The sequence below is a fragment of the uncultured Apibacter sp. genome (assembly GCF_946479295.1).
Lineage (GTDB): Bacteria > Bacteroidota > Bacteroidia > Flavobacteriales > Weeksellaceae > Apibacter.
On the sequence record NZ_CAMLFD010000009.1, the window covers coordinates 1 to 13,331 of the forward strand.

Genomic DNA, 13,331 nt, shown 5'->3' on the forward strand with positions numbered 1-13,331 from the left:
AGCTCTGTAAAATCATAGTTGAAAGCAGAACTATTGATGTAAACCGGGCTTGGTTGGTTTTTAATTTAATCATGGTAAGACTAATTTTCTAGTTAGTAGTTATATTTTATTTTTTCGTTAGCTCTTCTTATGTCTAAATTTCTTTTAACATTTTCCTATCCTAGGATATACTATATTTAGTATCGCATTCAATGTTTAGTACCAATAATTATTCGAAAAGGTTTTTCTTATTGATATGTGTCCGAAAATGAGGGATTTATTGATCCATAATTTTGTATAGTATGAACACTTAGATGAGTCTTTTTTGTAATTTAATTCTATAGTCATATAATAAAGATCGATGTGTAATTTGGTTAGTATTGGTTTATTTGGGCTTTTTAAATGCCAACTTTGTAATTTACTTAGGAGGAAAAATATTTTCTCATTATAATTGAATTGTTAATTATAAATGCTTATAGTTTTATACAAACCTTTTTTAGAAATATAACATATAGTATAAGGCTTAAATTCAGCAAAATAATTTTGTGTGTCTTGATCTTTTAACAAATTATTGATATATACTGGAAATTTATTTATAGCATTAAGATCTTTATTATCATTAATAATCGGATATTTAAGTTTATTAGAAACATTTATTTTATTTCCAACATATATTTTGGGGCAAATGTGATCCAAAATATACATTTTCTTCTTGTAGCATCGATATGTATAGTTATAAATATTAGATATAAAGGAAATAGTTTGATTAATGACTAATTCATTTTGATTAATAGTTTTAATAGTCATAAAATCATAGGGTAGTGGGGCAAAAGTTCTAACATTTATATTATTCATGACTTTTAAGTTTTCAGATTTCCGCTACATCTGTTTTAGTACAATATTAATATTCTAATTAATAATTGATAAGGATCAAGTACGGTAGGTAATCGCTACTAAGTCAAAATTAATTAATAGAAGATAGTAGTAACTTTATATAAAAGCAGTAGCGCACCATGTAACTTGCTTAATTTAAATTAACACTATAATATTTTTTATAAACAGTAAAATACAAGTATATAAAGACAATAAAAAGTAGATTTTATTCATAAGTAGATAAGTGTTTTTATTATATAGCAAATCTAATGAAATATATGATATAATTCCAAATTAATTATATCATTAAAATATAATATAAAAATAATTTATTTTTTTGTATTATTTGCGTTTTTATTATGCTTATATAAATAATATATTTCTTAATGATTTGTTTGTTAATATAAATTATTTAATAAATATGTAGTATTATAATTGTTTTATAGATTTAACAAATTAATTATTAATATAAAATATGTGTATAGATTTATGGTTATTTTTTGATTAATTGTTGATATTAAATTTTGATTTTAAAAAATTATTTTGAATAAAAATATAATTCAAAATATAATTTAATTGAAAAAGATTGTTAGCAATTATTCATGCTAATAATATTTATTCTAAAAAATTTTAAATGCAGGGTAATTAGTAAATTTTATTAGTATGAAGCTCTAAAATTTTTAGTTTACAAAGGACCTATTTTTAGTGGGTAAACTATTGTTAGTTAGGTATTAATTTTTTAAAAAAGAATTTCATATATTTGCAAGAGAGTTAGAATTGTAAATTTTTCGTTCTAATATGGAAGAGATTATTCAGGGAATTAATGAATTGGAACATAAACTTCTTGAATTAAGAAAGGAAAATGAAGTATTGAAAAAGAAAAATGAATACTTAGAAAATTCTCTTTTCAAAAATGAAGATAAATTTATTCAGAAAGAAAAACAATATATAGAACTTGAAGAACAAAATAGAAGATTGAAAGTTATAAATGCGATTTCGGGTAGTGGTGAATATAAAAAGTTGATGAAATTGCAAATGAATAGATTGATTAAAGAAATAGATGCATGTATTTCGGAATTGCAGAATTCATAAATAAAAATGTCTCAAAAAGTAAATATACGAATAGCGGGAAGAAATTACCCCTTAGTAGTCAAAAGTGAAGAAGAAGAGGTTTTACGAATTGCTGCAAAAAAGATAGAAAAATACATAATTACTTTTGAAAAAAACTATAACATATCTGAAAAGCAAGATGCTTTGGCTATGGCTGCCCTACAACTTGCTTCAGAATTAGAAAATATTTTAAGAGAAAGATCCAAAGAACAAAATGAAATTTTGCTTAAAATAAAAAAAATTAATAACTTGTTATAGAGAAGTAAAGCATTTCTAGATAGATCTTAAAAAAATTAGTAAGTTAAATGTAGAACAAAAATATGACCTACATTGATTCTAACTCAATTTAGTAAACTCAACACAAATTGATTAACTGAGTGATTGTTTTTTTAATGGCGGGCTGCCTCTCATTTTTCAAGATGATTTGATAGTAATGTCAACAGCAGATTACAGAGAAAAAACATAGCTTGAATCCTGTTTATTGGAGTTTACTTAAATAAAAGTTCAATAGAATTAATGTAGGTTTTTTTATATATAAATTAATTGTATGAGTGTAACGATAATATTTGAGTTAATCGCGATCCTTTTTATAGGGGGATGTATAGGATATTTCTTATCGAAAAGTTCTCTAAATAAATATAGAGAAAATAAATTAAAAGAGGCGGATGATAAAGCTGCTGCAATTTTAAAAGAAGGTGAGCTTAAAGCCGAAAATATAAAGCAGGAAAAAATGCTTCAAGCAAAAGAAAAATTCTTAGAATTAAAATTACAGCATGAAGAGCAAATTAATCAGAGAGAAAAGAAAATGCTTGAAGTTGAAAAAAGAGTTAAGGATAAGGAGACCAAGCTTAATGATGAATTGCATCAAAATAATAACCAAAAAAAGCAATTGGAACAAGCTATAAATGAAAACTTAGTAAAAGCTGAAAATTTAGCAAAAAAACAGGCCGAATTAAATCAGATGCACCAGCAGCAGGTTGAAATTTTGGAAAAGATTTCCGGGTATTCTGCTGAAGATGCAAAAGCTGAATTAATGGAGGCTTTGAAACAGGAAGCAAGGTCACGAGCCCAAGCTCAAATTCAGGCAATAGTTGAAGAAGCGCAACTCAATGCAAAGGCTGAGGCTAAGAAAATTATCGTACAAACGATTCAAAGAGTAGGTACGGAGCAAGCAATTGAAAATTCAGTTTCTGTTTTTAATATTGAATCCGATGAAATAAAAGGAAGAATTATAGGAAGAGAAGGTCGTAACATACGAGCATTGGAGGCAGTAACCGGGGTTGAAATTATTGTTGATGATACACCCGAAGCAATCTTACTTTCTTGTTTCGATCCGGTTAGGAGAGAGGTTGCAAGATTATCCTTACATAGGTTGGTAACAGATGGAAGAATTCATCCTGCACGAATTGAAGAAATTGTAGCTAAAACACAACAACAAATAGAAGAAGAAATCATTGAAATCGGTAAAAAAACTATTATCGATTTAGGAATTCATGGGTTACATCCTGAATTAGTAAAAATGGTCGGAAGGATGAAATACCGTTCTTCTTACGGACAAAATCTTTTACAACATTCGAGAGAGGTTGCAAATATAGCAGGAATTTTAGCCTCAGAATTAGGATTAAATCCCAAAATCGCAAAACGTGCTGGATTATTACATGATATAGGAAAAGTTCCTGAGGAAGAATCTGAACATCCGCATGCAATTTTAGGAATGCAATGGGCAGAGAAATATGGAGAAAATCAAACGGTGGTTAATGCCATTGGAGCCCATCATGATGAGATTGAAATGAAAAGTTTAATTGCACCTATAATTCAGGTCGCAGACGCAATAAGTGGAGCAAGGCCGGGAGCAAGAAGACAAGTAGTTGAATCTTATATCCAACGGTTGAGAGATTTAGAAAATGTAGCACTAAGTTTTGATGGAGTTAATACGGCTTATGCTATACAAGCAGGTAGAGAACTTAGAGTTATGGTGCAAAGTGAAAAAATAGATGATCAAAAAGCATCGCAACTTTCCTTTGAAATAAGTGAAAAGATTCAGAATGAATTAACCTATCCGGGACAAGTAAAAGTTACAGTAATACGTGAGACGAGAGCTGTTAATATAGCTAGATAGAAAGAATTATAAAAAAAACTTTAAAAGAAATTTTAAAGTTTTTTTTATTTGTGCGAATCTTAATCTAATGGATTAAAAATAACGTTCTATATTTATTAGAGTTCTCCTTCTTCTGGTAGGTCTTCGTCAACCGAAATATCAATACCTTCAATCTTTGCTTTTTGTAGCATATTAGATTTGAGATCAATGTATTCATTTCTTGTTTTATAAATCTTTATGGCATCAAATATTGCTTGCTCAAAAGATTTAGGATCGGCAATCCCTTGTCCTGCTATAGAATAAGCTGTGCCATGGTTGGGTTCAGTGTGAATAACCGACAGTCCACCGGTGTAATTAACTCCATATTCATAGGAGAGGGTTTTAAACGGTATAAGTCCTTGATCATGATACATGGCTAAAATTGCATCAAAAGAAGAATATATAGTAGGAGTAAAGAAGCTATCTGCAGAGTACGGACCGAAAGCAAGAATTCCTCTATCAAAAGATTCTTTAATTGCCGGTTCAATATAGCTTAGTTCTTCATTGCCTAAAAGCCCATGATCTCCCGCATGAGGATTTAATCCTAAAACAGCAATTTTAGGTCTTTCTATACAAAAATCCTGAATTAAAGTAGTATGTAAAGCTTTAATTTGTTTTTTTATTAACTCTTTACTCAACATCTCAGGAACTTTTGATATGGGCAAATTAAATGTTGCAAAAGCAATTTTTAAATCATTATTTTTAAGGAGCAAAAGAGATTTTTCTCCTAATTGATTTTCTAGAAAATCTGTGTGACCAAAGTAATTAAATCCTTGGGTTTGCATGGCTTCTCTATTAATAGGGGCAGTTACTAAAACATCTATAGTGTCTTGTTTTAAAGCATTTAAAGCGGCTAATAAAGAGGCTTTTGCTATTTTAGTACTTTCATTTGTAGGTGAGCCGAACTGAACAGATATATTATCTTTCCAAAGATTGACAACATTAATTTTTCCGGGTATAGCTTCTTCGGGTTTAAAAATTCCTTGGAAATAAATGGAATTTAATCCAAATATATTTTTCTGATGTGATATTAATTTAGTTGAAGCAAAAATAATGGGAGTAAAAAAATCTAATATTTCTTTATTCTGAAGTGTTTTAAGTATTACTTCGATACCTATTCCATTAGGATCTCCAATACTTATTCCTACTTTTAACTTATTATTTTTAACGCTCATATATAAACGGTGAAATTATTATAACAAATGTAGAAAAAATTATATATTTAATTTATAGGTATGTAAGAAAATAGAAATATTACTATATGAAATAAAGATATTTTGTTATATTGAGTAGTGAATTTTATAATGAATCATATTGAGTTGTAGTCTTTTCGAATCATTTATAAAAGAGTTCCTTATAAAGAAGATTTAAAATATTACTTTTGAATAAAAAATAAAAAATATGTTTACAGGTATTGTGGAAGAAACGGGAAAGATTGTTAATCTGGAAAAAAAAGGAGAAAATCTTTCCTTATCTATATTCGCATCATTTATTGATGAATTGAAGATAGATCAAAGTATAGCGCATAATGGAGCATGTCTTACCGTTGTGGATATAAATCCGAATTTCTATACGGTTACTGCTATTGCAGAGACTTTAAAAAAAACAAATTTTTCAGAACTTAAAACCGGAGATATAATTAATCTTGAAAGATGTGTCAAAGTTTCAGATCGATTGGATGGACATATCGTTCAGGGACATATTGATCAAGTTGGAGAATTGAAATCAATTGAAAATCAAGAAGGAAGTTTTTTACTTACCTTTACTTATAATGGTGAAAATATAACTGTAGAAAAAGGTTCTATTACGGTTAACGGAATTAGTTTGACGGTAGTGGATAGTAAAGAAAATGAATTTTCAGTAGCTATTATACCTTATACTTGGGAGAATACCAATTTGAAGTTTTTAAAAGTAGGGGACAAAATAAATTTAGAGTTTGATATTATAGGGAAATACATACAAAAATTGTATGGTAAGTGTATTTAAATGTTTATGGTTAAAATAAAAAACCTTTAACAACAAGGTTAAAGGTTTTTTTATTTCATATGTAAATTATATTCCTTTGCTCAGTTTAGCTCTTCTTTCCTTGATTAAAGCTTCTCTTTCTGTATCATTTTGGAATTGAGGTTTGGCGCCTTGACTATATTTTAATCTTCTTTCTTTAATTAAGGCTTCACGTTTAGCATCTGCTTCACTTTTTGATACTGGCTGTGCCGGTGATGCAGGAGTTGTCGTGATAGCTGTATTATTTTTATTACTAGAAGGAATAGCTTTTATTTCTTTAGATTTATTCTTAGCGTTAGCAGAAGAAATAGTCTTATCAGTGGTCTCTTTTACTTCATTTTTAATCGTATTTGTTTCTTTAGATTTAGTATCCGCAGCTTTTTCTACTTTTTTATTAGTTGGTTTTATTGGGGTAGAGCTATTTTTGTTATTATTTTTTTCAGGGATACTAATAGCAGGTTTAAGTGTTTCAGGTTTTTTTATTTCTACTTCAGTAGTTGTAAGATCATTGATAGCCTGAACAGCTTTTTTGCTAGGAGTTAAATTATTATAATTTTCATTTTCATTAGATGATATTTCTAATGGTTTTCCAATATAGAAATCTAGAATTTTTAATCTGAATAGGAATGAATACTTAGCTTGAAGCATTTGAGATAATGCATTATAATAATTATTTCTTGCAGTATTTAAATCGTATATATTAATTTTTCCGGCTGCGAAGCTTTTTTGTGCAAATTCGTAAGAGAGTTCAGTAGAAGAAACCAGTTCCTTAGCTGAATTAAAGGTTTGGAAAGCTGAATTTACGTCAAAATAAGAAGTTTGTATATTCTGCTTTAAATTTAATTTTTCCTGATCAAGTTGATTTTCTTGTATAAGCTGATTAATTCTGGATTGCTGAACTTTAATCTTATTAGTTCCCTTACTAAATATTGGAATATTTAATCCCACAGATAGCATTTGTGAGTGATTATCGTACCATTGATCATCTAGGGATTTACTGGATCTATCAAAATAATCTTGATAAAATGTGCTCACTTTATATCCACCTGTTATAGAAGGGTAAAATTCGGTTTTTGCAATGTCTATATCTTTCTTTGCTGATTCAACAGCTATTTCAGCAGATTTTATAACCGGTTGATTGTTAAATGCATAATTTATTACATCATCCATATTAATGAGAGGCATACCTATATCATCAGATACTTTAACATCTTCAATTTGAAAATCTCTATAATCTTTTTGAAGCAACATAGCTAAGACCATAAGTGATCGGTCTACCTCTATCTTGGCATTTTCATAGGTTTGCTTAGCATTAGCCAAATTTGATCTTGATTCATACAAAGTGCTTAAAGGAATGCTACCGGCTTTAAATAACTTTTCATTCCTGTCTTTGTCTTGTTTTTGAGTGTCCATTGAATTGGCTTGAACCCCCAAAAGCTCTTTATTAAGCAATACAGTTAAATAATTTCCTACTAGCTGTAAAGAAATATCGTTTTTAATTTTTTCTGTAGTATAGTGATTTTGTTGTACTAAAAATGAATTTTTCTCTTCAGTTAATCGTAATCGTCTATTATTATAAAGTAATATGGATGATTCTAATGCAAGATTGTTTTGGTATCCTTCTGTATATTTATAATAGGAGTCGATATTGAAATCCATACCATCTTGATGTACTTTCTGTGTAGCTAAAGGTCCAAAGGTTATCCCATTAGTTATGGTTCCTTTAAGATCTGGAAGCTTTTCTTTCTTGGCAATTTTTAAATTACTTTCTTGAACTTGTTCATTTAGTTTTGATGCAAGCACTTGCAAATTGTTTTCCCTAGCATAAGATAAACAATCATTAAAAGACCATACTTTTTGCGCTGAGACAAATCCAACTATGAAAAAAGCGATTATACTATTGTTTATTTTCATTCTTATTTAAATGAATTTTCAATCTTATAAGTAGAATGATTATATATTTTGTTACAAATTTAAGTTAAAACATTTTTTATAATATTTCTTTTAATTTACAATGGTATGTAATAATATAATTTTATATAAATAATCCTAATGTATTCTTATGACCATAAGATAAATATGTTGTGATTTTAATATAACTTGGATGCATTATTTAAATTTTAAAATTTATTTTTTAACCTTGATTTCTCAATTTAAAAAAAAGCGACTACATTTTTGTATATGAAATTCAATAAATACAATTGATAACAGTTTTTCAATACTTTAATTATTCTTAATGCAATGCTATATAAATTTGATGAAAATGAATAAAAGCTTTATTTATACCTAGAATATAGAAATAAATAAGGGCATGTGAAAAACATACCCTAATATAAAATATCAACAAATGGTTATCTTTTAATTTTCTCTCCTAAAAACAAGACCGGTTTCTGGAAAATAATCTGCAATGATAGAATCGTTTTCGTTTATTTTACCCCCAAGGATTTCTTTTGATAATTGATTTAAGATTTCATGCTGAATTAAACGTTTCAGTGGTCTGGCTCCAAAGCTGGGATCGTATCCTTTACTCATAATATAATCTTTAGCTTCATCAGTCATGCTCATGTGAATTCCCTTCTTGTCCAATATTTTGTTGAGTGAATCTAATTGTATATCTATGATATTTCGAATTTCATTTTTATTCAAAGGTTTAAATACGATAGTTTCGTCAATTCGGTTTAAAAATTCAGGGCGCAAAGTTTTTCGCAACAATTCTAATACTTGTTGCTTGGTCAATTCCAAAATTTCTTTATAATTATCACCTTCTAATTTTTCAAACTTTTCTTGAATTAAATGAGAACCTAAATTAGAGGTCATCACAATAATGGAGTTTTTAAAATTAACCGTTCTTCCTTTATTGTCGGTAAGTCTTCCATCATCTAATACTTGTAATAAAATATTAAATACATCGGGATGCGCTTTTTCAATTTCATCCAGTAAGATCACTGAATATGGTCTTCTTCTTACAGCTTCGGTTAATTGTCCACCTTCGTCATATCCCACATATCCCGGAGGGGCCCCCACTAATCTGCTCACAGAATGTTTTTCCTGGTATTCACTCATGTCTATTCGGGTCATAGAATTTTCATCATCAAATAAAAATTCAGCCAAGGCTTTTGCCAATTCGGTTTTACCTACTCCCGTTGTTCCTAAAAATAGAAAAGATCCAATGGGTTTTCTTTCATCATTCAAACCGGCTCTGTTTCTACGAATTGCATCTGCTACAGCTTCAATAGCCTCTTCTTGTCCAACTACTCTTTTATGAAGTACCGATTCCAGATTTAATAATTTTTCACGTTCACTTTGTACAAGCCTAGTAACCGGAATTCCAGTCCATTTTGCTACAACATCAGCAATGTCTTCAGAATTTACTTCTTCCTTTATCAATCTTGGTCGGTCATCGGATAATTCTTCTTCAGCTTTAGCTAATGCTGCTTCTTGTTCCTTTATTTTTCCATATCGAAGCTCGGCTACTTTTCCATAATCTCCCGAACGTTCCGCTCTTTCAGCCTCAAGTTTAAATTCTTCAATATTTTTACGAATTTCCTGTACTTTATCCGCTCTTTCTTTTTCAGACTTCCAAGAAGCACTCAATTCATTTCTTTTTTCATTAAGCTGGGATAATTCTTCCTTAACATTTTCTAACCTTTTTTCATTAGCTTGTTTAATGCTCTCATTTGAAGTAGGGCTTTCGGCTTCCCTTTTTACTGCTTCCAATTCAATTTCCAGTTGCATTTTTCTACGATCGAGCACATCCAGCTCTTCAGGCTTGGAATTCATCTCCATACGAAGTTTAGCAGAAGCTTCATCCATTAAGTCAATAGCTTTGTCGGGTAAAAAACGATCTGAAATATAACGATTGGAAAGTTCTACAGCAGCAATCACGGCTTCATCCTTAATACGTACCTTATGGTGTGCTTCATATTTTTCTCGGATACCTCGTAAAATGGCTATAGCATCGTCTACATCAGGTTCTTCGACCATTACTTTTTGGAAACGCCTTTCCAAGGCCTTATCTTTCTCAAAATATTTTTGATATTCGTTTAAAGTAGTAGCTCCTATAGAACGAAGTTCACCTCGTGCTAATGCAGGTTTTAAAATGTTGGCAGCATCCATGGCTCCCTCACCACCTCCGGCGCCCACCAATGTATGGATTTCATCTATAAAAAGAATGATAGTCCCATTAGAAGCTGTCACTTCTTTGACTACAGCTTTTAAACGTTCTTCGAATTCTCCTTTGTATTTAGCTCCGGCAATCAATGCTCCCATATCCAAAGAGAAAATAGTTTTATCCTTTAAATTTTCAGGAACATCTCCATTAATAATACGGTGAGCGATACCTTCGGCAATGGCCGTTTTCCCAACGCCGGGTTCACCAATCAATATTGGATTATTTTTAGTTCTACGAGAAAGAATTTGTAAAACTCTTCTTATTTCATCGTCTCTACCAATGACAGGATCAAGTTTACCCTCTTGTGCTAATTCATTAAGGTTTCTGGCATATTTGTTTAATGAATTGTATGTATCTTCAGCCGATTGAGAGGTAACTCTTTCTCCTTTTCTAATTTCTTCAATGGCTTTTAGAACTCCTTCTTTAGTTACCCCTTGTTTTTTTAATAATTGTGAGGTTTTATCATTTACAGAAAGTAGTCCTAAAAAAATATGTTCCAAACTTATAAACTCATCTTTCATCTTGGTAGCTTCCAATTGGGCCTCATTTAAAGCCTTATTTGAGTTTTGTGAAAGATAGAGCTGTCCTCCACTAACCTTAGGTAAAGAATTGAGTATTGATTGAAGTTCGGAATTTATATATGCTAAATTTGAATTCTGTTTTTTTAAAATGAAAGTTATCACGCTTGCCTCACTTTCCAATAAAGCTTTAAGCAAATGTGCAGGCTCTATAGCCTGGTTTTCTAAACCTTGGGCAATAACTTGAGATTCTTGCAAGGCTTGTTGTGATTTGATGGTTAATTTATTAAAATCCATAATTTTTTAATCTCTTACGTTTTTAACCTTAGCAAAATATAAACCAAATTGAGTAATAAGATATTCATGCAGTTAATTGATCAAAATGTAAGTAAAAAATACTCAAATAATGACAAAATGTCTTATTTTTAGTGATTTAAATTGAAATAAAAGACATAATGTCTTTGTTTTTTAGTATAAAGCTTTTTTAGAAGTATTATTATATTTAGATGATATATTTAAAATAATATAATTGAAAGTAATCCGGTTACATTTTCTCCGTAAAGTGATCAAAATTTTTTCATATTAAGCTGTAATAGTTTATAAAGAAAATAGTTTATAGTTTTCTCAACCATTAATGATATCTAATACTCGCTCGTATCATACCAAGAGCATTTACCTTATTTATAGCAACATCTTTAGGTTCGTATATAGGGTTAGAGCTCACAAGCTTAATGTATCCTTTACCTAAATTGGACTTTTGAATGTGTCTTATAAAAGTATGATTGGAATCTTCGCTTAATGCAACCTCTATAACATATAATTCTCCCCAAAACAAATTATCTACAGATACATTTTTAAAAATAATTATATCTCCGTTTTTCAATAAAGGGAGCATAGATTCTCCATTTATATAAATTGCTCCATCACAGTCAGATAGGTTAGGTATTTTTAAGAAGTTTGAGATAATTGTGTTTGCTGATTTTTTTAGGATTATATTTTTAAAACCACCATTAGAATCTAGATTGTATAGGGGTATATTAAAATTATTTCTTTCTTGTAATTTAAGCAATGGATCTTCCAGGATAGAAATGGGGGAGTCTTTATCTAAAGCAGATGATTTCAACATTTGGCCTTCTCCTGTTAATAGCCATTCTAAGTTTATTTCGGGACATTTTGTATGAAGTAGTAAAGAGTCGTAAGTATTTCTTTTTTTCCAATTAGAGAACGTTTGAGGAGAAATTCCAAGATATCTGGCCAAATCAGAATCTTTTTTAAATCCATAAAATAGTTTAATCTTGCTCAAAATTGTTGATTTTTTCATGGCTTGTTAGTTATAAATAAAAGATCAAATAAAATTTATATAAATACTTCGTTTATATATTAGGCTAATTTTTAGGCAAATATATCAAAAAAATATCATTTTGTCACAACAAGCGTACATGTTTTAATAAAAAAGCATAAGTTGTAGAGTCTTTAAAAGAAAAAATATAAACTTTTAAAATTTTCGTATGCTTGCGCGGATAAAGGCAATAGCGTTTATTTTTGAAATAGGAACATCCTGAGGAGAATGATTAGGGTTTACTCCGGTAAGTGTAACAAATTTTTCTCCTTTAGCAGATTTTTGAATATATTTTATTAGAATATAAAATGAGTGATCGTCCATACTAAATTCAATTAAGTAAAGTTCTCCCCATATTATATCATTAAATGAAATAGTCTTAAAAATGATAATATCTCCGCTTTTAATAATAGGTGCCATAGAATTACCCTTAACATAAGTAGCTCCATCGCAATCAGCTAAATCTGGAATTTTAATAAAATCAATAATAAATTTTTGATCTAGGCTTCTAGTTAAAATATTTTTTAGATTTCCGATATTATCTAAATTATACAAAGGCAAGTAATTCTTTTTACCTTTTTGAAAGCTATACTTAGATTCCTCGGTTATAGGTAGATTACTATTTGCCTCATTAGCAATATCTTTTTTTAACATAGGGCCAGCTCCGTTTAATAACCATTCGTAGTTAAAAACTTCACATTTTATATATATGAGCTTAATATTGTATGAATTTCGCATTTTCCAATTATATAATATTTGGGAAGATACTCCTAAATGCTTAGCCAATTGAGAATCTTTAGTAAATCCGTAATATTTTTTAATCTCGTTTAGAATGGTAACGGTATTCATGTTTAATATAAAAAAATATACATTTAGTGTAAAATAATTTTAAAATAAACAAAATGTATATATATTTGCTTTCAGATAAAACAAAGATATCAAAAAATATAGTATTGTTATGACATCAGAACAAATAAAAAGAAAAATAGAAGTTGGGGATTATGTTTTGGCATCTAAGTTATTGAATATAACTCCTGAAAATGTACGAGCACGTTTCTCTCGAGAGAAAGTAGATGTTCTAAAAGCATTAGAAGCTATTATTAATAATAGGGAAAAGTTTATAAAAAAATATCAAAAGAAAATTTCGGGTTGATAAAAGAATGTGTATCAATACATATTTTCAAGTAAAAGGAGAAAATT

The 13,331-nt window shown here is 29.2% G+C and carries 11 protein-coding genes; 5 read left to right on the forward strand and 6 right to left on the reverse strand.

The window, feature by feature from the left end; translation table 11 throughout:
• Positions 1–438: 438 nt before the first annotated feature.
• Complete coding sequence (locus tag Q0T35_RS06985; protein ID WP_293918691.1) at positions 439–834, reverse strand: hypothetical protein; 396 nt, start codon at positions 832–834, stop codon at positions 439–441.
• Between the two features lie 816 nt (positions 835–1,650).
• Between Q0T35_RS06985 and Q0T35_RS06990 the strand changes: the two genes are divergently transcribed.
• The 3 genes from Q0T35_RS06990 to rny all read left to right on the forward strand — a co-directional run bounded on the left by Q0T35_RS06990 (position 1,651) and on the right by rny (position 4,081).
• Positions 1,651–1,944 (forward strand): hypothetical protein, encoded by a 294-nt coding sequence (locus tag Q0T35_RS06990; RefSeq protein ID WP_293918693.1) that lies wholly within the window; start codon positions 1,651–1,653, stop codon positions 1,942–1,944.
• A 6-nt stretch (positions 1,945–1,950) separates the two neighbouring features.
• Positions 1,951–2,220, forward strand: coding sequence for a cell division protein ZapA (locus tag Q0T35_RS06995; protein ID WP_293918695.1), 270 nt, complete (start codon positions 1,951–1,953; stop codon positions 2,218–2,220).
• Positions 2,221–2,509: 289 nt separating this feature from the next.
• Complete coding sequence (gene rny, locus Q0T35_RS07000; RefSeq protein ID WP_293918697.1) at positions 2,510–4,081, forward strand: ribonuclease Y; 1,572 nt, start codon at positions 2,510–2,512, stop codon at positions 4,079–4,081.
• A 95-nt stretch (positions 4,082–4,176) separates the two neighbouring features.
• Here the strand turns inward: rny and pdxA are convergent, their stop codons facing one another.
• The gene (gene pdxA / locus Q0T35_RS07005) at positions 4,177–5,274 is read right to left on the reverse strand and encodes a 4-hydroxythreonine-4-phosphate dehydrogenase PdxA (protein ID WP_295841497.1); all 1,098 of its coding nucleotides are present in this window, start codon (positions 5,272–5,274) and stop codon (positions 4,177–4,179) included.
• 226 nt (positions 5,275–5,500) lie between these two features.
• On the opposite strand from pdxA, the gene Q0T35_RS07010 reads away from it, so the two are divergent.
• Positions 5,501–6,085 carry a riboflavin synthase gene (locus Q0T35_RS07010; RefSeq protein ID WP_293918700.1) on the forward strand — a complete coding sequence of 195 codons (585 nt, stop codon included), beginning with the start codon at positions 5,501–5,503 and terminating at the stop codon, positions 6,083–6,085.
• 66 nt (positions 6,086–6,151) lie between these two features.
• On the opposite strand, the gene Q0T35_RS07015 is transcribed toward Q0T35_RS07010, so the two are convergent.
• The 4 genes from Q0T35_RS07015 to Q0T35_RS07030 all read right to left on the reverse strand — a co-directional run bounded on the left by Q0T35_RS07015 (position 6,152) and on the right by Q0T35_RS07030 (position 12,980).
• Positions 6,152–8,017, reverse strand: coding sequence for a TolC family protein (locus Q0T35_RS07015; protein ID WP_295841498.1), 1,866 nt, complete (start codon positions 8,015–8,017; stop codon positions 6,152–6,154).
• A gap of 444 nt (positions 8,018–8,461) precedes the next feature.
• On the reverse strand, positions 8,462–11,089 hold the full coding sequence (clpB, locus tag Q0T35_RS07020) for an ATP-dependent chaperone ClpB (RefSeq protein ID WP_293918703.1): 2,628 nt from the start codon (positions 11,087–11,089) through the stop codon (positions 8,462–8,464).
• A gap of 334 nt (positions 11,090–11,423) precedes the next feature.
• Entirely contained in the window at positions 11,424–12,113 is a 690-nt protein-coding gene (locus tag Q0T35_RS07025) for a LexA family transcriptional regulator (protein ID WP_295841499.1), read from the reverse strand.
• Positions 12,114–12,287: 174 nt separating this feature from the next.
• Complete coding sequence (locus tag Q0T35_RS07030) at positions 12,288–12,980, reverse strand: helix-turn-helix domain-containing protein (RefSeq protein WP_295841500.1); 693 nt, start codon at positions 12,978–12,980, stop codon at positions 12,288–12,290.
• Between the two features lie 109 nt (positions 12,981–13,089).
• On the opposite strand from Q0T35_RS07030, the gene Q0T35_RS07035 reads away from it, so the two are divergent.
• Positions 13,090–13,284 carry a hypothetical protein gene (locus Q0T35_RS07035; RefSeq protein WP_295841501.1) on the forward strand — a complete coding sequence of 65 codons (195 nt, stop codon included), beginning with the start codon at positions 13,090–13,092 and terminating at the stop codon, positions 13,282–13,284.
• Positions 13,285–13,331 lie beyond the last annotated feature (47 nt).